Source organism: Pantoea agglomerans NBRC 102470, from assembly GCF_001598475.1.
In the GTDB taxonomy this organism is placed as follows: domain Bacteria; phylum Pseudomonadota; class Gammaproteobacteria; order Enterobacterales; family Enterobacteriaceae; genus Pantoea; species Pantoea agglomerans.
In genome coordinates this window covers 137835-163987 of record NZ_BCZA01000009.1, presented here as the reverse complement: position 1 = coordinate 163987, position 26153 = coordinate 137835, and the positions used below count along the sequence as shown (strand labels likewise).

Annotated in this window: 25 protein-coding genes and 1 pseudogene; 13 read left to right on the top strand and 13 right to left on the bottom strand. The window is 54.5% G+C overall.

The features are described from left to right. Nucleotides 1-17: 17 nt before the first annotated feature. The 6 genes from gluQRS (at nucleotide 18) to panD (ending at nucleotide 5059) form a co-directional block, all read left to right on the top strand. Nucleotides 18-896, top strand: coding sequence for a tRNA glutamyl-Q(34) synthetase GluQRS (gene gluQRS, locus PAG01S_RS17870; protein ID WP_033756612.1), 879 nt, complete (start codon nucleotides 18-20; stop codon nucleotides 894-896). Nucleotides 897-982: 86 nt separating this feature from the next. Then, nucleotides 983-2401, top strand: coding sequence for a polynucleotide adenylyltransferase PcnB (gene pcnB, locus PAG01S_RS17865; protein ID WP_203583884.1), 1419 nt, complete (start codon nucleotides 983-985; stop codon nucleotides 2399-2401). Continuing rightward, nucleotides 2398-2883: a 2-amino-4-hydroxy-6-hydroxymethyldihydropteridine diphosphokinase gene (folK, locus tag PAG01S_RS17860; protein WP_022625440.1), complete on the top strand. Its 486-nt coding sequence runs from the start codon at nucleotides 2398-2400 to the stop codon at nucleotides 2881-2883. Before pcnB ends, folK begins: the two co-directional genes overlap by 4 nt. A gap of 83 nt (nucleotides 2884-2966) precedes the next feature. After that, nucleotides 2967-3761, top strand: a complete 795-nt coding sequence (panB, locus tag PAG01S_RS17855) for a 3-methyl-2-oxobutanoate hydroxymethyltransferase (protein WP_010254026.1) — start codon at nucleotides 2967-2969, stop codon at nucleotides 3759-3761. Nucleotides 3762-3776: 15 nt separating this feature from the next. Continuing rightward, on the top strand, nucleotides 3777-4631 hold the full coding sequence (gene panC / locus PAG01S_RS17850) for a pantoate--beta-alanine ligase (RefSeq protein WP_010671847.1): 855 nt from the start codon (nucleotides 3777-3779) through the stop codon (nucleotides 4629-4631). Nucleotides 4632-4678: 47 nt separating this feature from the next. Beyond that, complete coding sequence (panD, locus tag PAG01S_RS17845) at nucleotides 4679-5059, top strand: aspartate 1-decarboxylase (RefSeq protein WP_010254022.1); 381 nt, start codon at nucleotides 4679-4681, stop codon at nucleotides 5057-5059. Between the two features lie 65 nt (nucleotides 5060-5124). Here the strand turns inward: panD and PAG01S_RS17840 are convergent, their stop codons facing one another. The 3 genes from PAG01S_RS17840 to PAG01S_RS17825 all read right to left on the bottom strand — a co-directional run bounded on the left by PAG01S_RS17840 (nucleotide 5125) and on the right by PAG01S_RS17825 (nucleotide 8259). Beyond that, nucleotides 5125-6138 carry an acyltransferase family protein gene (locus tag PAG01S_RS17840; protein ID WP_010671846.1) on the bottom strand — a complete coding sequence of 338 codons (1014 nt, stop codon included), beginning with the start codon at nucleotides 6136-6138 and terminating at the stop codon, nucleotides 5125-5127. 424 nt (nucleotides 6139-6562) lie between these two features. Beyond that, nucleotides 6563-7333: an ABC transporter permease gene (locus PAG01S_RS17830; protein ID WP_010254018.1), complete on the bottom strand. Its 771-nt coding sequence runs from the start codon at nucleotides 7331-7333 to the stop codon at nucleotides 6563-6565. Continuing rightward, nucleotides 7330-8259 carry an ABC transporter ATP-binding protein gene (locus tag PAG01S_RS17825; protein WP_010254017.1) on the bottom strand — a complete coding sequence of 310 codons (930 nt, stop codon included), beginning with the start codon at nucleotides 8257-8259 and terminating at the stop codon, nucleotides 7330-7332. The genes PAG01S_RS17830 and PAG01S_RS17825 overlap by 4 nt, the downstream gene beginning before the upstream one ends. A gap of 108 nt (nucleotides 8260-8367) precedes the next feature. On the opposite strand from PAG01S_RS17825, the gene can reads away from it, so the two are divergent. Continuing rightward, nucleotides 8368-9024 carry a carbonate dehydratase gene (gene can / locus PAG01S_RS17820; protein WP_029519477.1) on the top strand — a complete coding sequence of 219 codons (657 nt, stop codon included), beginning with the start codon at nucleotides 8368-8370 and terminating at the stop codon, nucleotides 9022-9024. Nucleotides 9025-9104: 80 nt separating this feature from the next. Here the strand turns inward: can and hpt are convergent, their stop codons facing one another. Beyond that, complete coding sequence (gene hpt / locus PAG01S_RS17815) at nucleotides 9105-9641, bottom strand: hypoxanthine phosphoribosyltransferase (protein ID WP_010254010.1); 537 nt, start codon at nucleotides 9639-9641, stop codon at nucleotides 9105-9107. Between the two features lie 235 nt (nucleotides 9642-9876). On the opposite strand from hpt, the gene PAG01S_RS17810 reads away from it, so the two are divergent. Further along, nucleotides 9877-11160 carry a cystathionine gamma-synthase family protein gene (locus PAG01S_RS17810; RefSeq protein WP_062759497.1) on the top strand — a complete coding sequence of 428 codons (1284 nt, stop codon included), beginning with the start codon at nucleotides 9877-9879 and terminating at the stop codon, nucleotides 11158-11160. Here PAG01S_RS17810 and cueO read toward each other — a convergent pair whose 3' ends face one another. Beyond that, complete coding sequence (gene cueO, locus PAG01S_RS17805; protein ID WP_062759496.1) at nucleotides 11161-12747, bottom strand: multicopper oxidase CueO; 1587 nt, start codon at nucleotides 12745-12747, stop codon at nucleotides 11161-11163. A 181-nt stretch (nucleotides 12748-12928) separates the two neighbouring features. On the opposite strand from cueO, the gene PAG01S_RS17800 reads away from it, so the two are divergent. From PAG01S_RS17800 to PAG01S_RS17785, 4 genes are all read left to right on the top strand, one after another. Further along, nucleotides 12929-13276 (top strand): YacC family pilotin-like protein, encoded by a 348-nt coding sequence (locus tag PAG01S_RS17800; RefSeq protein WP_003854673.1) that lies wholly within the window; start codon nucleotides 12929-12931, stop codon nucleotides 13274-13276. Nucleotides 13277-13378: 102 nt separating this feature from the next. Continuing rightward, on the top strand, nucleotides 13379-14242 hold the full coding sequence (speE, locus tag PAG01S_RS17795) for a polyamine aminopropyltransferase (protein ID WP_010253980.1): 864 nt from the start codon (nucleotides 13379-13381) through the stop codon (nucleotides 14240-14242). Between the two features lie 28 nt (nucleotides 14243-14270). Continuing rightward, nucleotides 14271-15080: an adenosylmethionine decarboxylase gene (gene speD, locus PAG01S_RS17790; protein WP_010253978.1), complete on the top strand. Its 810-nt coding sequence runs from the start codon at nucleotides 14271-14273 to the stop codon at nucleotides 15078-15080. A gap of 177 nt (nucleotides 15081-15257) precedes the next feature. Further along, on the top strand, nucleotides 15258-16550 hold the full coding sequence (locus tag PAG01S_RS17785) for a glycoside hydrolase family 28 protein (RefSeq protein ID WP_010671842.1): 1293 nt from the start codon (nucleotides 15258-15260) through the stop codon (nucleotides 16548-16550). 355 nt (nucleotides 16551-16905) lie between these two features. On the opposite strand, the gene yacL is transcribed toward PAG01S_RS17785, so the two are convergent. The 3 genes from yacL to PAG01S_RS17770 all read right to left on the bottom strand — a co-directional run bounded on the left by yacL (nucleotide 16906) and on the right by PAG01S_RS17770 (nucleotide 21134). Next, the gene (gene yacL, locus PAG01S_RS17780; RefSeq protein WP_010253973.1) at nucleotides 16906-17283 is read right to left on the bottom strand and encodes a protein YacL; all 378 of its coding nucleotides are present in this window, start codon (nucleotides 17281-17283) and stop codon (nucleotides 16906-16908) included. A gap of 190 nt (nucleotides 17284-17473) precedes the next feature. Next, a complete protein-coding gene (gene acnB, locus PAG01S_RS17775; RefSeq protein WP_031593569.1) occupies nucleotides 17474-20071 on the bottom strand; it encodes a bifunctional aconitate hydratase 2/2-methylisocitrate dehydratase in 2598 nt (865 codons plus the stop codon). A 553-nt stretch (nucleotides 20072-20624) separates the two neighbouring features. After that, entirely contained in the window at nucleotides 20625-21134 is a 510-nt protein-coding gene (locus PAG01S_RS17770) for a phenolic acid decarboxylase (protein WP_010253965.1), read from the bottom strand. 105 nt (nucleotides 21135-21239) lie between these two features. On the opposite strand from PAG01S_RS17770, the gene PAG01S_RS17765 reads away from it, so the two are divergent. Beyond that, nucleotides 21240-22139 (top strand): LysR family transcriptional regulator, encoded by a 900-nt coding sequence (locus PAG01S_RS17765; protein WP_062759495.1) that lies wholly within the window; start codon nucleotides 21240-21242, stop codon nucleotides 22137-22139. A gap of 428 nt (nucleotides 22140-22567) precedes the next feature. Here the strand turns inward: PAG01S_RS17765 and PAG01S_RS17760 are convergent, their stop codons facing one another. From PAG01S_RS17760 to lpdA, 5 genes and pseudogenes are all read right to left on the bottom strand, one after another. Continuing rightward, nucleotides 22568-23497 (bottom strand): Rpn family recombination-promoting nuclease/putative transposase, encoded by a 930-nt coding sequence (locus PAG01S_RS17760; RefSeq protein WP_033770970.1) that lies wholly within the window; start codon nucleotides 23495-23497, stop codon nucleotides 22568-22570. A 236-nt stretch (nucleotides 23498-23733) separates the two neighbouring features. After that, nucleotides 23734-23823 (bottom strand): annotated as a pseudogene (locus PAG01S_RS22670) (CRISPR-associated protein Cas1); the annotation flags it as partial. Between the two features lie 81 nt (nucleotides 23824-23904). Next, nucleotides 23905-24330 (bottom strand): type II toxin-antitoxin system HicB family antitoxin, encoded by a 426-nt coding sequence (locus PAG01S_RS17750; RefSeq protein ID WP_033756573.1) that lies wholly within the window; start codon nucleotides 24328-24330, stop codon nucleotides 23905-23907. Between the two features lie 26 nt (nucleotides 24331-24356). Further along, on the bottom strand, nucleotides 24357-24536 hold the full coding sequence (locus PAG01S_RS21945; protein ID WP_010253953.1) for a type II toxin-antitoxin system HicA family toxin: 180 nt from the start codon (nucleotides 24534-24536) through the stop codon (nucleotides 24357-24359). 182 nt (nucleotides 24537-24718) lie between these two features. Beyond that, on the bottom strand, nucleotides 24719-26143 hold the full coding sequence (lpdA, locus tag PAG01S_RS17745) for a dihydrolipoyl dehydrogenase (protein ID WP_010253950.1): 1425 nt from the start codon (nucleotides 26141-26143) through the stop codon (nucleotides 24719-24721). Nucleotides 26144-26153: the final 10 nt, after the last annotated feature.

Below are 26153 nucleotides of genomic sequence, written 5' to 3'. Positions count from 1 at the left end.
GGTCACTTCTGAAACCTATGTCATCCTCCTGTATCGGTCGCTTCGCCCCTTCTCCCTCTGGTGAACTCCACTTCGGATCGCTGATTGCTGCCCTGGGCAGTTACCTGAGCGCGCGTGCGCAAAACGGCGTCTGGCGGGTGAGAATTGAAGATATCGATCCGCCACGGGAAGTACCGGGTGCCGCCAGCCGTATCCTGCATCAGCTGGAGCACTATGGTTTAGAGTGGGATGGCGAGGTTCTGTGGCAGTCACAACGTCATGAGGCCTACCGTGACGCGCTGGCCTGGCTGCAGCAGCATCGTCAGAGCTATTACTGCACCTGCCCCCGGCGTCGCATTCAGCAGATTGGCGGTTTCTATGATGGTTACTGCCGTGAACGGCAACGCGGACCGGAGAATGCCGCGCTGCGTTTACGCCAGCATGCGCCGGTCTTTGCGTTTGACGATCGTCTGCGTGGCCGTGTGGAGGCGGACAGACGTCTGGCACAGGAAGATTTTATTATTCACCGCCGTGATGGCCTGTTTGCCTATAACCTGGCGGTCGTTGTCGATGATCATTTTCAGGGCATTACCGAAGTGGTTCGCGGTGCAGATTTGATTGAGCCGACGGTGCGACAGATTGCGCTCTGCCAGCAATTTGGCTGGCCGGTGCCTGACTGGCTGCATCTGCCGCTGGCGCTTAACCACGATGGTCATAAGTTGTCGAAGCAGAATCATGCACCTGCGCTGCCGGATGGCGATGCCAGACCCCTGTTGGTGGCGGCGTTACGCTTCCTCGGACAGCCGGTTTCAGGCGGCTGGCAGGACTTAACGCAGGACAAACTGCTGTCTGATGCGGTGGCGCAGTGGAATATCGCTTTGATGCCGCAAGAGAACGCCCTGAAACCGGATGCATAGACAACAGCATTCTCAAACGGTTCTCAACAGGCTATGATTAGCCGCTGATTTTACCTACACCCTAATTGCCACTGTCGAGGTGTCCCATTTTTACCCGAGTAGCTAATTTTTGCCGGAAAGTCCTGAAGCGTGATGAAGAGGAAGCCCCAGCAGAGGTTGAACCAGAGCGTCTGATGACCATCATTCCTCGTGAAAGCCATACCATCTCACGTAAAGACATCAGCGAAAATGCCCTCAAAGTGCTCTATCGCCTGAACAAAGCCGGTTATGAAGCCTATCTGGTAGGCGGTGGCGTGCGCGATTTGCTACTGGGGCAAAAACCCAAAGATTTCGACGTGACCACCAATGCCACGCCTGAGCAGATGCGTAAGTTGTTCCGCAACTGTCGCCTGGTTGGCCGTCGTTTCCGTCTGGCGCACGTGATGTTTGGCCCGGAAGTGATCGAAGTCGCCACCTTCCGTGGACATCATCAGGCGGAAGAGCCGGAAGAGGATCGCAACAGCTCGCAGCGTGCCCAGAGCGGTATGCTGCTGCGCGACAACATCTTCGGCTCAATCGAAGATGATGCCCAGCGACGCGATCTCACCATCAACAGCCTCTACTACAGCGTGGCTGATTTCAGCGTGCGTGACTATGTCGGCGGCATCAGCGATCTCGAACAGGGCATCATTCGCCTGATTGGCGATCCGGAAACCCGCTACCGCGAAGATCCGGTCCGCATGCTGCGCGTCGCACGCTTTGCTGCCAAACTCAATATGAGCATTGCGCCGGAAACCGCCGAGCCGATTCCACGTCTGGCCTCGCTGTTGCGTGATATTCCGCCTGCTCGCCTGTTTGAAGAGTCGCTGAAGATGTTGCAGGCTGGCTACGGCTACAGCACATATCTCAAGCTGTGTGAATATCAGCTGTTCCAGCCACTGTTCCCGACGCTGGCGCGCAACTTCACCGAAAACAGCGACAGCCACATGGAGCGGATGCTGGCGCAGGTGCTGAAAAACACCGATAACCGCATTCACAACGACATGCGCGTTAATCCGGCGTTCCTGTTTGCCGCGATGTTCTGGTATCCGCAGCTTGAAACGGCAGAACGCATTGCGCAGGAGAGTGGCCTGACCTACTTCGAAGCTTTTGCGATGGCGATGAACGATACGCTGGACGAAGCCTGCCGTGCGCTGGCGATTCCGAAACGTATTACGTCGCTAATTCGCGATATCTGGCTGCTGCAGTTACGTATGTCCCGCCGTCACGGTAAACGCGCCTGGAAACTGATGGAGCATCCGAAATTCCGCGCCGCTTACGATCTGCTGGCACTGCGTGCAGAAGTGGAAAATAACCCGGAACTGCTGCGCCTGAGCCAGTGGTGGGGTGAATTCCAGGTGGCTGCGCCGCCGCATCAGAAAAACATGCTCAATAACCTGGGTGACGATCCGGTGCCGCGTAATAAATCGCGTCGTCCGCGCCGCCGTCCTTCCGCACCGCGTCGTGACAACCAGAACGTCTCATGACACGGGTTTACCTCGCGTTAGGCAGTAACCTGGCCGATCCGCTGCATCAGGTTGATGCAGCGCTGACCGCACTGGATGCGTTGCCGCAGACGCAACGCATCGCTACCTCGCCGTTCTACCGCACGCCGCCTTATGGCCCGCCCGATCAGCCCGATTTTCTCAATGCCGCCGTGGCGCTGGAGACCGATCTCAGTGCCGAAGCGCTGCTTGACCATACCCAGCGGATCGAGCGGGAGCATGGCCGGGTGCGCAAGGCAGAACGCTGGGGTCCGCGCACGCTGGATATCGATCTGATGCTGTTTGGCGAGGCGCACATCAACACGGAGCGGCTGATTGTGCCGCACTATGATCTGCTGAATCGTGCGTTTATGCTGGTGCCCCTGCTGGCGATTGCGCCAGACGCCCGCCTGCCCGACGGCCGCGCACTCAGCACAATCCTGGCTACCCTCGACAGCAGCAGCATCGTGCTGTGGCACGGCTGAGCAGACAAACGCACATCTCTGATTCCGCTCTTTCACGCTATCCAGTAAACTGCGCCCATCAGAATTCCTGAGTTGAGAGCGCCATGAAACCCACCACGATTTCACATCTGCGTCAGGCGAAAGCCAGCGGTAAAAAATTCGCGACCCTGACCGCCTACGATTTCAGTTTTGCCCGCTTGTTTGCCGATGAAGGCATTCAGGTGCTGCTGGTTGGTGATTCTTTAGGGATGACGGTGCAGGGGCATGATTCCACCCTGCCGGTCACGGTCAGCGACATCGCCTATCACACCGCCGCCGTGCGCCGTGGCGCACCACAGGCACTGCTGCTCGCCGACCTGCCGTTTATGAGTTATGCCACGCCACAGCAGACCTTTGACAACGCCGCGCAGCTGATGCGTGCCGGTGCTAACATGGTGAAGCTGGAAGGCGGCAGCTGGCTGGCTGAGACCGTGCAGATGCTGACCGAGCGGGCCGTTCCGGTATGTGGTCATCTGGGCCTGACACCGCAGTCGGTCAATATCTTTGGCGGCTATAAAGTGCAGGGCCGGGATGAAGCCGGTGCAGAGCAGTTGCTGGCCGATGCGCTGGCGCTGGAAGCCGCAGGTGCACAGCTGATGGTGCTGGAGTGTGTGCCGGTGTCGGTAGCGCAGCGGATTACCGACGCGCTCACCATCCCGGTGATCGGTATCGGTGCCGGCAATGTCACCGATGGTCAGATTCTGGTGATGCATGACGCGCTGGGCGTGACCGGCGGCCACATTCCCAAATTTGCCAAAAATTTCCTGGCGGAGACCGGCGATGTTCGCGCGGCGATTCGCCACTATATCGCCGAAGTCGAGGCCGGAACCTATCCGGCGGCAGAGCACAGTTTCCAGTAATCCAGGAGAGTCACCGTGTTGATCATTGAAACGCTGCTGATGCTGCGCCAGGAAGTCCGTCGCTGGCGCCAGCAGGGTAAACGCATTGCGCTGGTGCCGACCATGGGCAACCTGCATGAAGGTCATCTGACGCTGGTGGATGAAGCACGGGCGCGCGGCGACATCGTGATTGTCTCGATCTTTGTCAATCCGATGCAGTTCGATCGCGCCGATGATTTAGCGCGCTACCCGCGCACGCTGCAGGAAGATTGTGAAAAGCTGAATCGCCACCAGGTTGACGTGGTCTTCGCCCCCTCACCTGCTGAAGTCTATCCGCAGGGCGCGCAGAATCAGACCTTTGTTGAGGTGCCTGTGCTCTCTTCCCTGCTGGAAGGGGCCACACGTCCAGGTCATTTTCGCGGTGTGGCCACTATCGTCAGCAAACTGTTTAATCTGGTACAGCCCGATATTGCCTGTTTCGGTGAAAAGGATTTTCAGCAGCTGGCTATCATTCGTAAGATGGTGGCCGATATGGGCTTCGACATTGAGATTGTTGGTGTGCCTACGGTGCGCGCTAAAGATGGCCTGGCGCTGAGTTCGCGCAACGGCTACCTGACGGCAGATGAGCGTAAGCTGGCTCCGGTCCTGAGCCAGGTGATGCATGAGATGGCGACGCGGCTGGAGAATGGCGAGCGTCATATTGACGAGATCATTGAGGCTGCCAGTGAGGCACTGCTGGCGCAGGGATTGCGTCCTGATGGCCTGGCGATCTGTGATGCGGAAACGCTGCAACCGCTGACGGTGGACAGCCAGCGCGCGGTGGTGCTGATGGCCGCCTGGCTGGGCAAGGCCCGCCTGATTGATAATCAAACCGTTGACCTGACGCAGTAATCAATCCCGCTGCAGGTTATTTTATTTCTCTGACAAGGTTTCTGGCTATGATTCGCACAGTTCTGCAAGGCAAATTGCACCGCGTGAAGGTGACGCAGGCGGACCTCAATTATGAAGGTTCCTGCGCTATCGATCAGGATTTCCTGGATGCTTCCGGCATTCTGCAATATGAAGCGATCGATATTTATAACGTCACCAACGGTCAGCGCTTTTCCACTTACGCTATCGCGGCTGAGCGTGGCTCGAAAATCATCTCGGTCAACGGTGCGGCCGCCCGCTGCGCCTGCGAAGGCGATATTTTAATTATCTGCTCCTATGTGCAGGTAGACGATGCCGAGGCGCGTCAGTGGCAGCCTAAGGTCGCCTATTTTGAAGGTGACAACCAGATGAAGCGTCTGGCGAAAGCGCTGCCGGTGCAGATTGCCTGATTAAAACCTGATTAAAAAAGGGCCGCCGTTAAAACGGGCGGCCCTTTTTATTTCTGCTGCAGTAATTAAACCGGTTTGGTTGTCATCGGCTTCGATGACTTTTTCATCGTAAAGAGGAAATTAAACCAGCCGCGTTTTCTCATCAGACATAATGTCCACGGTAACGCCAGCGCCACCAGGAACGCCGAAATAAACTTCAGGTCATTTACCCAGGCTGACGGGCTTTCAAACTTCACAATCTTACTGAAGAACTGAATCGCCAGATAATGCGACAGATAGAAGACGATAGAATTGACGCCTATGTAGTAGACCAGTTCAGACTTCAGTTTCAGCGCAATCCAGACAAAGAACGGAACCGATAATAGTGCCAGCGGTGACAATAACGCCTGGGAATGACGCTCCAGTACAAAGATATTCAGGCAGGAGAGCAGCACAAAACTAATTACCGAGATAAACAGCGTCGGGCCATGCTGCACTTTCTCTGCGATATCCACCTGCTTCCTCACGACGTAATCGCCGAGATAGAAGAATACAAACAGATAAAGCGATTTATTGATGTGGGTATTGTCGAAGCTGGCAAACACGCCATCCGCCTCAATCGCTGGCAGCGCCCAGCTCAGCGTCATACAGATGGCAAATACCAGCAGGAACGGCAAGTGACGGGCAAAGATAATCACAATAAAGAAGATAAACAGCGAATGCAGGAACCAGGTCATATCACCGCCACCGGTCAGGTGGGAGAGAATAATATTCATCGGTGATTGCGGCGTATTAGCCATCGAGCTAAACAGGATTTTCAACCCGCCGTAGACTGCAACCCAGACCACAAATGGATAGAGAATACTGCGCACCTTGTTATTAAAAAAAGGACCCAGGCCTTTTCTTAACCCGGCATCGACAAATAAACCTGAAACAAAGAACATCAGCCCCAGCCTTACCGGTGCCAGCATCTCATTTAACAGGCCGCTGAAGGCGGTAAAGTGTCCGGCGTTATTATGTACGGCAATAGTGCTGTGCAAAAAAATGATTGCGAGAATACTCAATCCCCGCAGATTATCGATCCACGTTATACGATTCATCTTTTCCTGCCTTTGATTAAAAACTGGCCCTGATTCGGTTGCCATTTTTCTTATTAAGAAGACTCTTAGCCTACTCATTCGTCCCTGAGCAGAGGAATAACCTTATTCCGGCGCTATTCTGATAATTCATAATCAAATAAACAACAGCCAGACTTTAAGGCTATTCTTAAAAAATATTTAATAGTTAAGAATCATTCAGATAGCGAAAGATGTCAGAGTATTATCAGATAATACTTAGGGTTATTTTTTGTGAGCAAGGGTGTAAGCGAGGCGTCGGGCGGCTTCAGAGACAAAATATAACGAATGAGGCGGGTTTTAAGGTGATTTTTAAGGCCAGGCAGAACCGTAGTCAGCGTGATTTGCTCTCCACCCAAAAAAAAGCCACGCCCTTATCGCAGCGTGGCCCTTACCATTCAGCTTAACGTCAGGTGCGTAATCCGCGTCCGCGCTGTATCAGCGCATAGACCAGCCAGTAGAACACCAGAATAAAGGCCACCAGCACCGAGAGGGTAAACACTAGCGGCACATCATTAATGCCGAGGAAGCCATAACGGAATCCGCTAATCATATAAACGATTGGATTGAGTTTAGAGACAGCCTGCCAGATCGGCGGCAGCAAACTCAGTGAATAGAATACGCCGCCCAGATAAGTCAGTGGCGTCAGCACAAAGGTCGGGATCAGGCTGATATCGTCAAACGTGCGCGCAAAGACAGCGTTCAGCAGACCTGCCAGTGAAAACAGAATCGCGGTCAGCAGCAGCGTGACCGCCACCATCGTCCAGGAATGCACGTGGAACGGCACAAAGAACAGCGAGATGGCCGTCACCAGAATACCCACGCAGACACCACGCGCCACGCCGCCGCCAACATAGCCGGCAATGATGATGTGGGTCGGCACCGGCGCGACCAGCAGCTCTTCAATATTGCGCTGGAACTTGGCGCTGAAGAACGACGACGCCACGTTGGCATAGGCGTTAGTGATGACCGCCATCATGATCAATCCCGGCACGATGAACTGCATATAGCTGAAGCCGTGCATTTCACCGATGCGCGACCCGATCAGGTTGCCAAAAATGATGAAATAGAGCGTCATGGTGATGACCGGCGGTACCAGCGTCTGGATCCAGATGCGGGCGAAACGGTTAACCTCTTTGGCCCAGATGCTCTTCAGCGCCACCCAGTAGAGATGTGTCATGCTTTTGCTCCTGTTTTTCCCTGCGTCGTCAGACCCACAAACAGCTCTTCAAGACGGTTGGCTTTATTGCGCATACTCAGCACCTGCACACCCTGCGCGCTAAGCTGGCTGAAGACGCTGTTGAGCCCCTGCTCACGCAGCACTTCCACTTCGAGCGTTGAGGTATCGGTCAGCCGGTACTGGAACCCTTCCAGCGTGGGCAGCGGACTGCGGGGTGCCAGATCCAGGATAAAGGTTTCTGATTTGAGCTTGGAGAGCAGCCCTTTCATTGAGGTGTTCTCCACCAGCTCACCGCTCTGGATGATACCGATGTTGCGGCACAGCATCTCCGCCTCTTCCAGATAGTGGGTAGTGAGAATAATGGTCGTGCCTTTGGCATTGAGATCTTTCAGGAACACCCACATTGAGCGTCGCAGTTCGATATCCACGCCAGCGGTGGGTTCATCCAGAATCAGCAGCTTAGGCTCATGCATCAGCGCACGGGCGATCATCAGCCGACGCTTCATCCCGCCGGAAAGCATGCGTGCACGTTCAGCGCGTTTTCCCCACAGATCGAGCTGCTTCAGATACTTTTCTGCCCGCTCATTGGCTTCACGACGCTCAACGCCGTAGTAACCCGCCTGATTAACAACGATTTGCATCACCGTCTCAAACGGGTTGAAGTTAAACTCCTGCGGCACCAGGCCGAGCTGGCGCTTGGCATTCACCACATCTTTTTCGAGATCGTAGCCAAACACCCGCACGCTGCCCTCGGATTTGTTAACCAGCGAACTGATAATTCCGATGGTGGTCGATTTACCGGCACCGTTTGGCCCCAGCAGCGCATAAAAGTCACCCGCTTCAACGTTAAGATCGATGCCCTTCAGCGCCTGCACGCCGCCGGGATAGGTCTTGGTCAGCCGGGAAAGTTCCAGTGCATAAGTCATTCTGCATCCATACCCTGTTTTGATGGCATTGCAATGCCGTTTAAATTTATCAGGCCCTGTCATATAGTACGCGCGCGCACTCTGCGCAGTAACCGGTCGCTCTACACCATGACAGACATCAACACCCTGATCAGAAACAACCGCGAATGGTCAAAATTACTGGTTGAAGAAGATCCCAGCTTTTTTGAGCGGCTCGCCCAGGCACAAAAACCGCGCTTCCTGTGGATTGGCTGTTCTGACAGCCGGGTTCCTGCCGAACGTCTGACCGGGCTCGAACCCGGCGAACTCTTCGTTCACCGCAACGTGGCCAATCTGGTAATCCACACCGACCTGAACTGTCTGTCCGTGGTGCAGTACGCTATCGAAGTGCTGGAAGTGGAACACGTTATCGTCTGCGGCCATTACGGCTGCGGCGGCGTGCAGGCGGCGATGGATAACCCGGAACTGGGATTAATCGACAACTGGCTGCTGCACATCCGCGACCTCTGGTACAAGCATAGCGTGTTGCTGGGGGAACTCCCGCCGGATAAGCGCCTGGACAAACTGTGCGAAATCAACGTTATTGAACAAGTCTATAACCTGGGGCACTCCACCGTACTGCAATCTGCCTGGAAACGCGGAAAGGATGTCTCCCTGCACGGCTGGGTATACGGCATTCAGGACGGCTGTCTGCGTAACCTTGATGTGACGGCAAACAGCCGGGAGATCCTCGAACAGCGCTACCGCCACGGCATTGCAAATCTGCGGAAGAACGGCGAGGCCTGAGCCGATCGCAGCGTAAAGCGCGGCATAGCCTACACCAGGCAACCGGTGCAGGCCTTGGAAGAATGTGCGGTAGAGCGGTATCAGGATTCCAGCGGCACCACTTTGCCAATATAAGGCAGATGGCGATAGTGCTGAGCATAGTCGATACCAAAGCCCACCACGAACTCATCCGGAATCGCAAAGCCGACATATTCGACGTTCACTTCAACTTCACGGCGCTCTGGCTTATCCAGCAGGGTACAGATCGCCAGAGATTTTGGCTGACGCAGTTGCAGAATCTCTCGCACTTTGCTCAGGGTGTTGCCGGAGTCGATGATATCTTCGACGATCAGCACATCCTTGCCACGAATGTCTTCATCCAGATCTTTCAGGATTTTCACATCACGCGTGCTGGACATCCCGCTGCCGTAACTGGAAGCCGTCATAAAGTCGACTTCATGCGGCACATCGATGGCGCGACAGAGATCAGCCATGAACATAAAGGAGCCGCGCAGCAGCCCCACCAGCACCATATCGCTGCCGCTGTCGCGGTAGTGGTCGTTAATCTCTTTGCCCAGTTCAGCGATGCGCGTGGCGATTGCCTGTTCAGGGATCATCACTTCAACAGTGTGTTTCATTGCGTTCAGCCCGGTTACGTCAGAAAAGCCCCGGAGTCTATCACAGACGCAGCAGCGACGGCTGCGCGGCCCCATAAGCAAACGATTACGTCGCGAAAATTATTACCCGCCGCCTGCGGCTCGCTGAAATGCGCATTACCTTAGAACATTCTGGCATTTACCAGCATGATTCGCTGCATGGTAGCCTTTATCCAACAGATCGTTACCCTACTCGCGCCGCTGGCCGGAGATCACAATGACTTCATCTTCAAGCAAAAAAACGCATATCGGCGACAGGCCGCTGCACCCTGAAACCCAGATGCTGAACTATGGCTATGATCCCCGCCTCTCTGAAGGTGCGGTGAAGCCGCCGGTGTTTCTGACATCAACCTTTGTCTTTGACAGCGCCGAAGAGGGACGGGATTTCTTTGATTACGTCTCTGGCCGACGTGAGCCGCCGGAAGGCAAATCGGGCGGGCTGGTCTATTCCCGCTTTAACCACCCTAACAGCGAAATTGTAGAAGATCGGCTGGCGGTCTATGAGCAGGCGGAGAGCTGTTCGCTCTTCTCTTCCGGTATGGCCGCCATCTCCACTGCCCTGCTGACGTTTGCCCGTCCGGGCGAGGTGATCCTGCATTCCCAGCCGCTGTATGGCGGCACCGAAACCCTGCTTAGCAAGACGCTGCACAATCTGGACATCAAAGCGGTGGGTTTCAGCGACGGCAATGATGAAGTCAAAGTGCGTGAAGCCGCTCAGCAGGCGATGGCCCAGGGCCGGGTAGCGTTGATCCTGATTGAAACGCCAGCGAATCCCACCAACAGCCTGGTCAATATCCGTCTGATGGCGCGTATCGCTGATGAGATTGATCAGCAGCAGGGTTCACGACCGATTATCGCCTGTGACAACACGCTGCTCGGCCCGCTGTTCCAGCAGCCGCTAACGCTGGGCGCTGACCTGTCGCTCTACTCGCTGACCAAGTATGTTGGCGGTCACTCTGACCTGATTGCAGGCGCGGCGATGGGCAGTAAAGCGCTGATGGCGAAAGTGCGCGCCCTGCGCAGCGCTATCGGCACGCAGCTGGATCCACACTCAAGCTGGATGCTCAGCCGCTCGCTGGAAACGCTGTCGCTACGCATGGAGAAAGCCTGGCAGAATGCGGAAGCGGTCGCGGCGTTTCTGCGCGATCACCCGAAAGTGGCGAAGCTGCACTGGCTGCCCTATCTGGATGCGGAGAGCGCCGAAGGGAAAACCTATCGCGAGCAGTGCAGCGGTGCCGGTTCGACCTTCTCATTTGATATCGTCGGCGATCAGCCCGCTGCGTTCCGTTTTCTTAATGCGCTGTCGCTGTTTAAGCAGGCGGTAAGCCTGGGCGGGACCGAGTCGCTGGCCAGCCATCCTGGCAGCACCACCCACTCCGGCGTGCCGCAGGCGGTGCGTCAGCGTATTGGGATCACTGACGCCACGGTGCGGCTGTCGATTGGCATCGAAAACGCCGGCGACCTGATTGAAGATGTGAAGCTGGCGCTGGATCAGGCGTAATCAGCTGACGGTAAAGCCCAGCATCATGCCGGTGTCTTCATGCTCCAGCAGATGGCAGTGGGCCATGTAAGCGTGTTCTGCGGCGGCGACATAGTTGAAGCGTACCAGCACTTCGCTGCGCCAGCCGTCGACATTCACCATATCTTTCCAGCCCTGCCGGTGCGGGGCTGGCGGTTTGCCGTTTTCTGAAAGAATACGAAACTGGGTGCCGTGAATGTGGAACGGGTGCAGCATCGCGTCGCCTTCACCTGAAATCGTCCACTTCTCGTAATCACCCAGCTTCACCGCAAACGACGGCTTCGTCATATCAAAGGCCTGGCCATTAATCTTATTGCCGTTGCGGAAATCGTAACCGGCGGGCGGCGTATTGCCGTGCATGCTGTGATCCATATTTTCCATTGGTGGCATCGGCTCGGCAGCCGTTTTTTCCGGCATCGTGTGATGACCGCCCTTGCCCATCGCTTTCTCGCCGTAGCGCTGCATCAGCGCCTGCATGCCCTGCTGGTCCAGCTGCGGGTCCATCATCAACTGCAGCCAGCGTGTCGTCAGGCCGTCTGTTGAGGGTAGCGCTGGCAGCGTCGCCAGCTGATCCGGCAGCGTGGCGCTGGCCATCACCCGCAGCGGCAGGATCTGCACCAGCGGCAGCGGCTGGTCAAACGGCGGCAGCGTCATGCCCATCTGCTCTGTCGGCAGCGTCACCAGATCGAAGCTGTTACCGTCAGAAGTATCGATCATCACCTCAAAACGCTCGCCCGGCAGGATCGGCAGCGAGTCGAGCTTTACCGGCTCAGCCAGCAGGCCACCATCGCTGGCGATCACGTAGAAAGGACGTTTATCGCTGGCGGCAACATGCAGCGAACGGGCATTGCAGCCGTTGAGCAGGCGCAGACGCAGCCAGCCACGCGGCACCGCATGCTGCGGATAGTGCACGCCGTTGGTCAGCATCATGTTGCCAAACCAGCCCACCGCGGCGCGCATCACGTCGAGCTGATAATCAATGCGGCTGCCATCTTTGGTCAGTTGCTTATCCTGAAAAATCAGCGGCACATCATCCACACCCCACTGCGAGGGCAAACGCAGCGTTCCGCTCTCTTTATCTTCCAGCAGGATCAGTCCCGCCAGCCCCTGAGCCACCTGATGCCCGGTCTTGCCATGCAGATGCGGGTGATACCAGCAGGTTGCAGCGGGCTGATCGGGCGTAAAAGAGACCTGACGCGAGCCGCCAGGCGCAATCACTGCCTGCGGGCCGCCATCCACTGCGCCGGGGATTTCCAGCCCGTGCCAGTGCAGTGTGGTCGCTTCGCTGAGCCGGTTATGGATGTTCACCGTCACCGGTTTACCACTCTGCATCTTCAGCACCGGCCCCAGCAGGCTGCCGTTATAGCCCCAGGTCGGCACCGCTTTGCCGTTCCACTGGGTGGTACCCTGCATCGCGGTGAGGCTGTAGCTGCCCCTGGCATCGGGTTCCAGCAGAGACGGAATCGGCAGCAGCGGACGGGTGGCTGCCATCAGCGAACGGCTCCAGAGCGGTAATGCTCCGGCTGCACTCAGTGCGGCAGTGAGTTTCAGGAAATGGCGACGTTGCATGGTGATCATCCTTGTGGCATCAGAGCGCACAGCCTAAACCCTGACCTTATGGGAAGGTCAAGTCCTGACCGTGCGAATCTGACGAAAAAAGGCGGTGCAGCGGCCCACAGCGGCAAATTAATCGAAAACCTGAGAGCAACTGTGCTAACGTCATTAGCAATATCCATTGAAGAGAACGACTATGAAGCAAAGTATCAGGATCCTGCTGCTGACGGGACTCCTTGGCTTCTCCTCCACCAGTTTTGCCCTGAGCGAATCCGAAGCGGAAGATCTGGCCGATCTGACGGCGGTTTTCGTCTATCTGAAAAATGATTGTGGCTATCAGGATTTACCGGACGCGCAGATTCGCAAAGCGCTGGTCTTTTTTGCTCAGCAGAACCGCTGGGATTTAAGCAACTACAGCAACTACAACATGAAAGCGCTGGGTGAAGATAGCTATCGCGATCTCAGCGGCATCGCCATCACCAACGACAAAAAGTGCAAGTCACTGGCCCGCGATTCGCTGAGCCTGCTGGCCTACGTCAGGTAACGATTCTTCCCTCTGCAGCCGGACATTGACCGTGCAACCACGGTCAGTGTTAGCTATCATATGCCGCCCATCTTCATGGCGATGTCATCAGAGGAGAGCACCATGGCCCACAATGAAACGTGGTATGAAACCCTTCATGCCGGTTTTGGCCAGTATTTCACGGTCGATAAAGAGCTGTACCGTGAGAAGACTGCGCATCAGGATTTAATCATTTTCGAAAATGCCGCGATGGGCCGCGTAATGGCGCTGGACGGCGTCGTTCAGACCACCGAACGCGACGAATTTATCTACCATGAAATGATGACCCACGTTCCGCTGCTGGCGCACGGCGCGGCGAAGAGCGTTCTGATTATCGGTGGCGGTGACGGCGCAATGCTGCGTGAAGTGTCACGTCATCCCGGGATCGAAAAGATTACCATGGTGGAGATCGATGCGGGCGTGGTGACCTTTTGTCGCCAGTATCTGCCGAACCACAGCGCGGGTGCCTATGACGATCCGCGCTTTACGCTGGTGATTGATGACGGGGTGAACTTCGTTAATCAGACGCAGGAAAAGTTTGATGTCATTATCTCCGACTGCACCGATCCGATTGGTCCGGGCGAGAGTCTGTTTACCTCGGAATTTTATGCCGGGTGCAAAGCGGCCCTTAATGAAAATGGCATCTTTGTGGCGCAGAATGGCGTCTGCTTCCTGCAACAGGATGAGGCCGTTAACAGCCATCGTAAGCTGGGACATTACTTTGCGGACGTCAGTTTCTATCAGGCGGCGATTCCGACCTACTACGGCGGCATTATGACCTTTGCCTGGGCGAGTGATAATCCGGCGCTGCGCCAGCTCGACACCGCGACCTTAAAGGCGCGTTTCGAGGCCGCTGGCCTGACCTGCCGTTATTACACGCCAGCAATCCATACCGGCAGCTTTGCCCTGCCGCAATATCTGTTGAATGCGTTATCTGCCGCGTGCTGATAGTGCATTTCTAAGGGGGTGAACGAAATTGCAAAAGCTAAAACTACATGGCTTCAACAACCTGACGAAAAGCCTGAGTTTTTGTATTTACGATATTTGCTATGCGAATACTGAAGCTGAACGCGATGGTTACATCGCCTACATTGACGAACAATATAACGCTAACCGTCTGACGGAAATCCTGACTGAGACCTGCTCCATTATCGGGGCTAACGTGCTCAACATTGCGCGCCAGGATTATGAACCGCAGGGAGCCAGCGTCACGATTCTGGTCAGCGAAGAGCCTATCGATCCGAAAGATATCGATAACTCAGAGCACCCCGGTCCGCTGCCCAACTCGGTGGTGGCTCATCTCGATAAAAGTCATATCTGCGTGCACACCTATCCGGAGAGCCATCCGGCAGGCGGCCTGTGCACCTTCCGTGCGGACATTGAAGTCTCCACCTGTGGCGTCATTTCGCCACTAAAAGCGCTGAACTATCTGATCCACCAGCTGGAGTCCGATATTGTCACCGTCGATTACCGGGTGCGCGGTTTTACCCGTGACGTGAAAGGGATGAAGCACTTCATCGATCACGAGATCAATTCGATTCAGAACTTCATGTCTGAAGATATGAAAGCGATGTATGACATGGTGGATGTGAATGTCTATCAGGAAAACATCTTCCATACCAAGATGTTGCTGAAAGAGTTCGACCTTAAACACTACCTGTTTAACACCCGCCCGGAAGATCTCACTCCGCAGGAGCACAAGCGCATTACCGATCTGCTCTGGAAAGAGATGCGCGAGATCTACTACGGCAGAAATATCCCCTCAGTGGGCCTGAAGACCCTCTGATTATCAGGCGCGCAGCGTTATAGCTCATAACCTGCGCGTCTCCTTCCCTCTTGTTCCCCCTGCTTTTTCATCACGGCAACCGCCGGAATTCCCTGATCGCCAGCAATAATTTTCCTGTCCGGGCGTGCTACTTTCAGCGCTGAACGCTTATTTCTTAATCCACGACAGGCAAAAAAAATGGCAAGAATTAACATCATTGATTTCGATGCCGTCCCGGACGCCACCTCACTTTCCACTCAGGCGATACAGCGCGCGATCGACAGCGCAGCAGAAGGCGACACGGTGCTAATCCCGGCAGGCCGCTTTCTGACTGGCGCGCTGTTTTTGAAAAGTAAGATGACGCTGGAGCTGGCAAAAGATGCCGTATTGCTCGGCAGCCAGCAGCTGGAGGATTATCCGGAAATCGCTACCCGCGTGGCGGGGATTGATATGGTCTGGCCCACAGCAATGCTTAACATCAATCAGTGTCGCAATGTCACCGTCTGCGGCAGCGGCACTCTCGATGGCCAGGGCGCGGTCTGGTGGCATAAGTTCTGGGGCGACGATGAAAACAGCGGAATGCTGGCGGACTATACCCGCCGCGGGCTGCGCTGGGTGGTGGATTACGACTGCAGGCGCCCGCGTAATCTGGTGGTTTATCAGAGCGAATGCGTGACGCTGCAGGACTTTACCTCAAAGGATTCCGGCTTCTGGAACCTGCACGTCTGTTACTCGAAACAGGTGAATTTGCAGAGACTCAATGTGATGAACGCCACCGGCCCCAGCACTGACGGTATTGATATCGACTCCAGTCAGTTAGTTCGCGTTGAGGGCTGTACGGTCTCCTGTAATGACGACAATATCTGCGTAAAATCGGGGCGCGGCGCAGAAGCGCAACAGCTGGCCAGAACCGCGCGCGATATTATTATTCGCGACTGCACATTGCTGAAAGGCTCGGGCATCACCCTGGGCAGCGAAACCTCTGGCGGTATCGAAAATGTCATCATCGAACATAACCGCTTCTCCGGCACCGGCGTCGGCTTCCGCATCAAGTCAGCCCGCAATCGCGGCGGCTGGATTAAAAACATCATTGTTCGCCATCTCATAATGGAAGATGTCGGCTATCCGTTTATGCTGCAGCTGAACTGGTTCCCGCAATACAGCTACAGCGAGCAGCCTGCCGACACAGAACAGCCATCGTACTGGCGTAAGCTGGCCGCGGGCGTCACGGGCGATGCCGGGCTGACGAGAGTAGAGAATATCCGCATCAGCCATATCAGCAGCAGCCTGACTCAGCCCACGACCTTTTCCCGCGCCTTCTTTATTGAAGGCACGCCGGAAAATCCGATTGAGCAGCTGAGTTTCAGCGATATCACGCTGCAGGCGCAGGAGTTTGGCAAAATAGCGGGCGTAAATAATCTGAGGTTTGAACGGGTTACGGTGGACGCACCCGCGATTACGCGTGAAGAAAATGATACCTACGCGCGTTAACGGCGCGTTTTAACGGCGAGAGATAAAAATAAACGCGCGGTGCTGCTCTCGTCCTGCTGATCAGGTCAGAGCAACACGGCGCGTTCTGTTCAGGCGGAGGTCAGCGCCAGCGTAATCCCGCGCTGCTGGGGAAGCTGGTTCTGAACGCCCGCACACGCTTATGGCAACTGCATGTGGCCGCTGTAAATTATTTTACGCCCCGGTGGGGCTGGCGACAGTATTGGGCTTCTGGGCAGCCGAACGGCTATGGGACGCATTCAGTATGTAGCCACCACATCGGCGATGATCGGCATGATGCGCAGCCGGGCTGCTGAGTTCGCCCGGCCTTATAACCGTAAAGGATTGCCTTACTGTCTTACCGTACGGGTTTGCCGTACTGGTTCATAAACTGGCGATAAGCAGCGATCACCAGCTGAAAATCTTCAATGCCGCAGAACGAGAGGCTCTCTTCGTCATAGTAGTTCATCCCCTCTTCCATACCGTCATCTTCCAGAGCCAGCAGGTTGGCGCGGATCATCACCTCCTCTTCATCCAGCAGAATGGTGTACTCGCTGCCGATCCGCTGCCACTGACGTACGCTGCCTTTGACATCTTCAATGGCGGCTTCAACTTCATCCAGCAATCCCGGATCGTTTTTGACCTCTTCGTTGAACCAGTGGCCGACCGCTTCATGATCCATCGACATGCGAACCTTAATCTGTCCGGTCACATCGCGTAAAAATTCATATTCCATCGCCCGTTCCTCTCAACGTCGTCGTCTCACCTGGTAAGTGTCCGTGCTGCTCTCGCGGCAAAGTGTGACACGTCGCGCATTATTACAGGCTGTCTGCCGAAAGCCAGCTTTTGATCGTCTATCTACCCCATGCTGAGACGAAAAAAAGGGGCGAATCATCGCCCCTTATTCATGCCTGCAAGGTGAAGAATCAGACCGCGGTCTGGAAAATCACACCATCAGCTTTGTCGGTGTACTGCGTCAGCTGGTCGAAGTTGAGATAGCGATACGTGTCGCTGGCCGTTTTATCGACCTGCGCCATGAATTGCTGATACTCATCCGGCGTTGGCAGTTTGCCAAGCAGAGACGCGACCGCAGCCAGCTCCGCTGACGCCAGGTAGACGTTAGCGCCGTTACCCAGACGGTTCGGGAAGTTACGGGTCGAAGTCGAGACCACCGTCGAACCATCTGCAACACGTGCCTGGTTACCCATGCAGAGTGAACAGCCCGGGATCTCGATACGCGCACCGCTTTTGCCGAATACGCTGTAGTAGCCTTCTTCGGTCAGCTGTGCCGCATCCATCTTGGTTGGCGGTGCCACCCACAGACGGGTTGGCAGCTGGCCTTTGTGGCTATCCAGCAGTTTACCCGCAGCACGGAAGTGACCAATGTTGGTCATGCATGAGCCGATAAACACTTCGTCGATCTTCTCACCCTGAACGTCAGAGAGCAGACGTGCATCGTCCGGATCGTTTGGCGCACAGAGGATTGGCTCTTTGATTTCAGCCAGATCGATTTCGATCACGGCGGCATATTCAGCATCGGCATCCGGCTCAAGCAACTGAGGATCGGCCAGCCATTTCTCCATACCTTCAATGCGACGCTCCAGCGTACGACGATCGCCGTAGCCTTCTGCGATCATCCACTTCAGCAGCACGATGTTAGAGCTGAGGTATTCGATAATCGGCGCTTTATCCAGCTTGATGGTACAGCCCGCAGCGGAACGTTCTGCTGACGCATCGGACAACTCAAACGCCTGCTCGACTTTCAGATCCGGCAGACCTTCAATCTCCAGGATGCGACCAGAGAAGATGTTTTTCTTACCTTTCTTCTCAACGGTCAGCAGACCCTGTTTGATGGCATACAGCGGAATGGCGTGAACCAGATCGCGCAGGGTAATGCCCGGCTCCATCTTACCTTTGAAGCGCACCAGAACCGATTCCGGCATGTCGAGCGGCATTACGCCAGTCGCGGCGGCAAACGCCACCAGGCCTGAACCCGCCGGGAAAGAGATGCCGATAGGGAAACGGGTGTGCGAGTCACCACCGGTACCGACGGTATCCGGCAGCAGCATACGGTTCAGCCAGCTGTGGATAATGCCGTCACCCGGACGCAGTGACACACCACCGCGGTTCATGATGAAGTCTGGCAGCGTATGGTGCGTGCTCACATCCACCGGCTTCGGATACGCGGCGGTGTGACAGAACGACTGCATCACCAGATCGGTCGAAAAGCCCAGGCAAGCCAGATCTTTCAGCTCGTCACGGGTCATCGGGCCGGTGGTATCCTGCGAGCCAACCGAGGTCATCTTAGGTTCGCAATAGGCGCCAGGACGAACACCGGTCACGCCACAGGCGCGGCCAACCATTTTCTGCGCCAGCGAGAAACCACGGGTGCTCTCCGCGACATCTTTCGCCTGACGGAATACGGTGCTGTGCGGCAGACCCAGCGACTCGCGCGCTTTGGTGGTCAGACCGCGACCGATGATCAGCGGAATACGGCCACCGGCGCGCACTTCGTCAATCACTACTTCGGTTTTGAGCTCGAAGCTGGCCAGCAGCTCATTGGTTTCGTGGTTGCGGACTTCGCCTTTGAATGGATAGATGTCGATCACATCGCCCATGTTCAGGTTGTTTACGTCCACTTCAATGGGCAGTGCGCCCGCATCTTCCATGGTGTTGAAGAAGATGGGTGCAATTTTGCTGCCCAGCACCACGCCGCCGCCTTTTTTATTTGGCACGTTCGGGATGTCGTCGCCCATAAACCACAGCACCGAGTTGGTGGCGGATTTACGTGAAGAACCGGTTCCGACAACATCACCGACATACGCCAGCGGGAAACCTTTGGTCTTCAGAGCTTCGATCTGTTTGATCGGGCCGATATTGCCCGCGTCATCAGGCTCAATGCCTTCACGGGCATTTTTCAGCATCGCCAGGGCGTGCAGAGGAATGTCTGGACGTGACCAGGCATCCTGGGCCGGAGAGAGATCGTCGGTGTTGGTTTCGCCAGTGACTTTAAACACTGTAACCGTGATCTTCTCTGCCAGTTCAGGCCGTGACAGATACCATTCCGCATCTGCCCAGGATTGCATCACCTGCTTCGCGTATTCATTACCCGCTTTCGCTTTCTCTTCGACATCATAGAAGTTGTCGAACATCAGCAGCGTGTGTGAAAGGGCTTTCGCGGCAATCGGAGCCAGTTTGCTATCGTCCAGCGCCTCAATCAGCGGATGAATATTGTAACCGCCCTGCATGGTGCCAAGCAGTTCAACCGCTTTTTCAGAAGATATCAGAGGAGAGGTTGCTTCGCCTTTGGCGACAGCCGCCAGGAAACCGGCTTTGACATACGCCGCTTCATCGACGCCAGGTGGGACGCGGTTGACCAATAAATCGATCAAAAATTCTTCTTCACCCGCAGGTGGATTTTTTAGCAGTTCAACCAGCGCGGCCATTTGGGAAGCCTCTAAAGGCTTAGGTACAATTCCCTGGGCAGCACGCTCGGCAACGTGCTTACGGTATTCTTCTAGCACGACGTTATCCTCGCTCTCATTATGTAGGGCTTTCCGACCACCTTGCTCACTTATGGAGAACAATCTTCCCTTTCTCGTCCAGGTTGAGGTGCCCGGTTTCGCGGAGGGCAGAATAGCAGTATTTCGTCTGTTTGTTAATCTGTTTACAAAAATACAACATAATCCACTACGGCCATTCTGCCCGCTTAACTCCCTGCATCAGCCAGCTGAGTCGGCTGAATGGGTCTCTCTGCAGCGTACCGCATTCCACACAAATGGCTGCAGGTTTATGTCAGTTTTGCCGTGGCTTTAGCGAAGTGATTCAGGGAAATAGATAACTGGCAGGAATAGAAGCCGGCGTGTTTATGGGGTACAGCGGAGTTGAGCTCAGGAGGATAACAACACCAGGCCGGAAATCAGCCTGATGCAACTGACACCGAATCTGTCCTGCTGATTACTACTGATAAAACCCTGGTCGGTAAATCTCTTTTTCATCCTCGCAAGTTACACGTCAGAAGCTACAAGACAGAAACTGCTATTCAGAAGAGGTCGTCATGACCTCTTCTGTGCATGCTTAATTTTTCAGATTTTCCGGAAAATTGGCGGGCAACTGGTCAGGCGGACAGTCGATCACGCTTTCGTTATTTTCACCCACATCACGGATTACGGTCAGCGTTGCGAACTCATCAATCACTTCGGTTGGATAAGCCGGACCCGCTTCGCGGAATTTTGCCATCTCTTCCAGATGATCATTCTGGAAGCAGACGGTTTTTTCCGGATTATTCATTACCCAGCGCGGGAAGAAGATGGTGCCGTGGAAAATTTTATCAGCCAGATTAACGGCCAGGCTGACATCGGTTCCGGTTGGTTCAGTCCAGGAAACTTTATAGACATCCTGCGCCAGACGGACGACATAGACATGCTGATTTTTAACCCAGCGATTACCGACCATACCGCTGTGAATGCGATAGTCGATGGTGCTGGCATTTTTAATGTAGAGCTCGTAATTCCAGCCGTTGTCATAAGTGTAAACCAGATGTTTGCCGACGATGCCAGACAGGTCATGTTTATCGAAAGTGCTCATGGTTAATTCCTCATTTGTTTTCCTTGAGGAGATTATTGCTCGTTACAAAACCGATGAATAACGCTATTTTTAGCACTAAATAATTTAATTTTTAGATGAGTGAGCATGTACAAGACAACACTCGAACAGTGGTATCTGCTCGAAGCAGTAGTGAATGAGGGGAGTTTTGCGCTGGCAGCGGAGAAGAACAATCGCAGCCAGTCATCACTGAGTTATCAGCTGAGCCTGTTACAGCAGCGGCTGGGTTTGACCCTGCTTCAGCAGGAGGGCCGCCGCGCTGTCCTGAGTGCAGAGGGACATCAGTTGCTGGCACAGGTGCGTCCGCTGCTGGAGGGATTCGGCGCGCTTGAGGCGCAGGCCAGTGCACTGCAACGCGGCGAGCGTTCGCGCATCGATCTGATGGTCGATGCGACTCTGCCCAAACCCTTGCTATTCGATGTGCTTCAGACCTTTCAGCAACGCTATCCGCATGTCCGCATCTGGTTTAGCGAAATCGTCCGAAGCGAAACGCCTGACAGACTGGCGGAAAATCAGGCTGATCTCTGGCTGGTGGCACAATATGGCGACACGCCGTTAGCAGGCGAAAGCCTGATGAGTGTCGATTTCGTCGCCGTCGCCCATCGCGACCACCCGCTGCACCGCGAATCCGCCCCGCTTAGTGCTGCTACGCTGGCACGCTGGCCCTGCATTACCATTCTGGATCGTCAGCAACAGCAGCAGTCGGAGGTCAATGGCGATCAGGCGGAGAACTGGTCATTCACGACGCTGTCGGCAGCCATTGAAGCGGTCCAGCATCAGTTAGGTTATGGCTGGCTGCCGGAACAGAATATCGCCGCGCTGTTAGAGAGCGGTGAGCTCCGTCCCCTGCCGCTGCTGCAGGGCCGCCGACGCAGTAGTTCGCTGGTGATGTATATCAATGAAGAAAGACTACCCGGCAACAGCGCCATTACTGCCCTGGCGCAGATGTTTATTGAACGGGTGGCTGCATGGGAGATGCGTGGTTAGATGAAGGTTAGCTTGCTGCCTAATCTTCTGAGAATTTGACTGTCAGAGTGCCACCGTCCAGCATCCCATATTGTGTTTTATCGGGTTTACTGGAAACAGTGAAAGGGATAAGCCAGACCTTAGCCGAACCCTGAATTTTAGCATCCAGGAAGGTTATGCCCTGCTGATCTGCAGCCCTCTTCGCTTCCTCCCAGGAGCGCCACCTATCCTGATGTTTCAGCCAGGAGACCCGGTAATTTTGTCATAACAGTCGAATTGCTTTGTGATGAGTTTCGGGAATGGCAGAAAAGCACGCTCGTACTTATAGTCAGTTAACCCGGGAGACTGCATCAGCGCACTGTCTGATGAGCAGCGCCTGCGTTTCATTAAATTTGTTAAGCCCTGTAGTGCAGGGCTTTACGTTGCCGAGCCGTTTTCTGACATCAAAATCAGTGACGGATCTGTGAAAGTTCATCTTCTGAGAGACCGGTCATTTTCATGACGGTGTTACGGTCGATGCCGTTCTGCAGCATAGTGCGGGCAACCTCGAGTTTGCCTTCATTTCGGCCTTTCTCGATTCCACGCTGTTCACCAAGCTGAATACCTTTCTCGATGCCCTTCTGCTCCAGCTGCTGTGCGATGGTCATAAGTGCGTCTCCGTGTTGCGGCACTCGCTGTGCCAGTTCGCGCACGAAGGCTTCGGAGTCAGCCGACTCGCCTGCCTGCAGTAAATAGTGTATCAGCGCTGTTACCTGGGGTGAAGAAAGATAATCAGCCATCAGTAACGTGGCCAGCCGATCGGTGAGAGTCGCGATGTCACGCTGATGAATGTGCTTCTGTAACAGCGTCAGCGCCGCCATGCTGCGGTGCCCCATGATTTCCTCATCCGGGATCACCGTGACATCCACCAGTGGAAAGGCGCTGCCATAGAGGTTTTCCGCCAGCGAAGGGTCTTCAAATTCGTCGAGCCAGCGTGTTGAATACGGATAAGGGCTGCGTTTGCCGGTATAGAACAGTACCGGTATAACCAGCGGCAGCTGCTTATGGCCCGCTTCAAGGTGGCGGTGCATAGCCGCCACAGCGTATCGCATCAGCCTGAATGCCATATGCCTGTCCGGCGTAGACTGATGCTCAACCAGGACGTGTATGTACCCATCCCCGTTACTGGTCTTCAGGCTGTAGAGGATATCGCTGAAATACTGGCGAAGATCGTCTTCAACGAACGAACCGGATTCAAGTTTCAGGGTGCTGAGGTCGCATATAGCGCGCAGTTCGGCGGGCAGATGCAGTTCCATGAAGTCGCGGGCAATGTCCGGCTGTGAGAGAAACTGGCGGAAAGTGGCATCGTGAGGTGTGGGAGTGCTGTTCTTTTTTTTCATCGGGCCTGACTCTGATATTCACATTCGTAGGGGATCACAGGCCAGATGTCTGCCCACCTCCATCATCAATGCGGTTTATCCCCGCTTGAGCGGGGAACACTCTTAATGTATGTAGCTGTAAAATATGATGATTTTACCTTCATAAAAAAATCACCACTAAATTCACGTATTTAAAGATCAGTAACTCACTGATTTATAAGAGTCAGGAAGAGAATCAGCAGCAGTCCATCCAGATTCACCGGAATATGCATTCTTACGCCGGTTTTATCAATCTGGATAAAAGCATCATCAAAGACATCAACCTGACCATACGGGAGAAAGATCATGGCAACGGCTTAAGGGGTAAAAACTCATAAACGGTGCCTTTTGATTCCTCTGCCACCAATAAATTTAGCTATCACGCGGACTTACTTTTGAGGCCTGTTAATCGGAGCAGTAATACGCTCAAGCGCTACCTGAGCCAGAAAGCCCGAGCGACTTTTGTATTCGGGGTGTGAAGCCACACAACGATCAATCCGATCAATTAACGACCTGGGTAAAGTGACATTGATTTTTTCAGAGCCGCCCAGCAAGCGAATGACATCTACATCAACCAATGCCCAGATATAACCCTGATATTCAGGATTCGTGGCCAGAGTCTCAATGGTGGACACGGCAGGGATCTCATGACCGAGTTCTACACATAATTCGATATGCCCTGTGATAGCCTCTTTGGCGTTTTTAATGGCTTCATCAAGAGTATCCCCGGCAGAGAAACACCCTGGTAAATCGGGAACGATTACGCCGTATGCGTGTTCGTGATCACCCGCTTCAATCGCGATTGGATAAAACATATTCATACCTCTACGGGCAAGCGGGATTAAATTCTCGCTTGTTTCCTGATGCTCTTTACCGTACCGATCGGTAAGTCTTTTTTAGGATGGGGTACTGTAACCAGCCCCGGTTTTGTCGGATGTGTGAAATGGTGATGGCTACCGTTTATCCCTGTCAGAACCCAGCCATCAGCCTTCATTTCGGAAATTAACGTGCTGCTATCCATCCCTGTGTCCTGTCGCGTCCCGATGAAAGCACGATAACTCTAATAACTCTCACAGGCAACGTTTTCAGGGTTATTGGGGTTACCTTTAGTCTTAACCCAAATCGATTCTTGCCATACAGCACCAAACTCCAGGCGAAAAAAAAGCCCCCATAACGGGAGCTTTTTTCTTTAGTAGCAGAAAGTTATTTCTTCTTCGCTTTTGCGTTAGGCAGATCGGTGATGCTGCCTTCGAAGATTTCTGCCGCCAGACCGACTGACTCATGCAGGGTCGGGTGAGCGTGGATGGTCAGCGCAATATCTTCCGCATCACAACCCATCTCAATCGCCAGACCGATTTCGCCTAACAGCTCGCCGCCGTTAGTACCGACAATCGCGCCACCAATAATCCGGTGCGTCTCTTTGTCGAAAATCAGTTTGGTCATACCGTCTGCACAATCAGAAGCGATAGCACGGCCTGAGGCTGCCCACGGGAAGGTGGAGGTCTCGTAGCTGATGCCCTTCTCTTTCGCTTCTTTCTCGGTCAGACCGACCCAGGCAACTTCTGGCTCAGTATAGGCAATTGAAGGGATCACTTTCGGATCGAAGTAGTGCTTCAGACCGGAGATCACTTCTGCCGCCACGTGGCCTTCGTGCACGCCTTTGTGCGCCAGCATTGGCTGACCGACAATGTCGCCGATAGCATAGATGTGTGGCACGTTGGTGCGCATCTGCTTGTCGACGCGAATGAAGCCGCGATCGTCCACTTCCACGCCCGCTTTACCGGCATCCAGACCTTTACCGTTCGGCACACGACCGATCGCCACCAGCACCGCGTCATAACGCTGCGCTTCGCCTGGTGCTTTTTTACCTTCCATTGAAACGTAAATGCCATCGTCTTTTGCTTCAACGGCGGTCACTTTGGTTTCCAGCATCAGGTTAAATTTCTTGCTGATTTTCTTGGTAAAGACTTTCACCACGTCTTTATCCGCAGCCGGGATAACCTGGTCGAACATCTCAACCACATCAATCTCTGAACCCAGCGCATGATAAACCGTCGCCATTTCCAGACCGATGATGCCGCCGCCCATGACCAGCAAGCGCTTCGGCACTTCTTTCAGTTCCAGCGCATCGGTAGAGTCCCAGACGCGTGGATCTTCATGTGGAATGAATGGCAGTTCGATTGGACGTGAACCCGCAGCGATAATGGCATTATCGAAGTTGATGGTGGTCGCGCCGCCTTCTCCTTCAACCACCAGGGTGTTAGCACCGGTGAATTTGCCGAGGCCGTTAACCACGGTGACTTTACGACCTTTTGCCATTCCTGACAGGCCGCCAGTCAACTGGTTGATAACCTTCTCTTTCCAGCTGCGAATCTTGTTGATATCAGTAGATGGCTGGCCAAACACAATGCCGTGCTCTTCAAGGGCTTTCGCCTCTTCAATCACTTTAGCAACGTGCAGCAGCGCTTTAGATGGGATACAACCGACGTTCAGACAAACACCACCCAGGGTGCTGTAACGCTCTACCAGTACGGTTTCCAGACCTAAATCCGCACAACGGAAGGCTGCAGAGTAACCTGCAGGACCTGCCCCAAGTACTACGACCTGGGTTTTAATCTCTGTACTCATCATGACCTCT

What these genes read in the sequence shown, in the direction of transcription:
- gluQRS (WP_033756612.1), top strand. Translation starts at nt 18, where the DNA reads ATGTCATCCTCCTGTATCGGTCGCTTCGCCCCTTCTCCCTCTGGTGAA.
- folK (WP_022625440.1), top strand. Translation starts at nt 2,398, where the DNA reads ATGACACGGGTTTACCTCGCGTTAGGCAGTAACCTGGCCGATCCGCTG.
- panB (WP_010254026.1), top strand. Translation starts at nt 2,967, where the DNA reads ATGAAACCCACCACGATTTCACATCTGCGTCAGGCGAAAGCCAGCGGT.
- panD (WP_010254022.1), top strand. Translation starts at nt 4,679, where the DNA reads ATGATTCGCACAGTTCTGCAAGGCAAATTGCACCGCGTGAAGGTGACG.
- PAG01S_RS17840 (WP_010671846.1), bottom strand. Translation starts at nt 6,138, where the DNA reads ATGAATCGTATAACGTGGATCGATAATCTGCGGGGATTGAGTATTCTC.
- PAG01S_RS17830 (WP_010254018.1), bottom strand. Translation starts at nt 7,333, where the DNA reads ATGACACATCTCTACTGGGTGGCGCTGAAGAGCATCTGGGCCAAAGAG.
- PAG01S_RS17825 (WP_010254017.1), bottom strand. Translation starts at nt 8,259, where the DNA reads ATGACTTATGCACTGGAACTTTCCCGGCTGACCAAGACCTATCCCGGC.
- can (WP_029519477.1), top strand. Translation starts at nt 8,368, where the DNA reads ATGACAGACATCAACACCCTGATCAGAAACAACCGCGAATGGTCAAAA.
- hpt (WP_010254010.1), bottom strand. Translation starts at nt 9,641, where the DNA reads ATGAAACACACTGTTGAAGTGATGATCCCTGAACAGGCAATCGCCACG.
- PAG01S_RS17810 (WP_062759497.1), top strand. Translation starts at nt 9,877, where the DNA reads ATGACTTCATCTTCAAGCAAAAAAACGCATATCGGCGACAGGCCGCTG.
- cueO (WP_062759496.1), bottom strand. Translation starts at nt 12,747, where the DNA reads ATGCAACGTCGCCATTTCCTGAAACTCACTGCCGCACTGAGTGCAGCC.
- PAG01S_RS17800 (WP_003854673.1), top strand. Translation starts at nt 12,929, where the DNA reads ATGAAGCAAAGTATCAGGATCCTGCTGCTGACGGGACTCCTTGGCTTC.
- speE (WP_010253980.1), top strand. Translation starts at nt 13,379, where the DNA reads ATGGCCCACAATGAAACGTGGTATGAAACCCTTCATGCCGGTTTTGGC.
- PAG01S_RS17785 (WP_010671842.1), top strand. Translation starts at nt 15,258, where the DNA reads ATGGCAAGAATTAACATCATTGATTTCGATGCCGTCCCGGACGCCACC.
- yacL (WP_010253973.1), bottom strand. Translation starts at nt 17,283, where the DNA reads ATGGAATATGAATTTTTACGCGATGTGACCGGACAGATTAAGGTTCGC.
- PAG01S_RS17770 (WP_010253965.1), bottom strand. Translation starts at nt 21,134, where the DNA reads ATGAGCACTTTCGATAAACATGACCTGTCTGGCATCGTCGGCAAACAT.
- PAG01S_RS17765 (WP_062759495.1), top strand. Translation starts at nt 21,240, where the DNA reads ATGTACAAGACAACACTCGAACAGTGGTATCTGCTCGAAGCAGTAGTG.
- PAG01S_RS17760 (WP_033770970.1), bottom strand. Translation starts at nt 23,497, where the DNA reads ATGAAAAAAAAGAACAGCACTCCCACACCTCACGATGCCACTTTCCGC.
- PAG01S_RS17750 (WP_033756573.1), bottom strand. Translation starts at nt 24,330, where the DNA reads ATGTTTTATCCAATCGCGATTGAAGCGGGTGATCACGAACACGCATAC.
- PAG01S_RS21945 (WP_010253953.1), bottom strand. Translation starts at nt 24,536, where the DNA reads ATGGATAGCAGCACGTTAATTTCCGAAATGAAGGCTGATGGCTGGGTT.
- lpdA (WP_010253950.1), bottom strand. Translation starts at nt 26,143, where the DNA reads ATGAGTACAGAGATTAAAACCCAGGTCGTAGTACTTGGGGCAGGTCCT.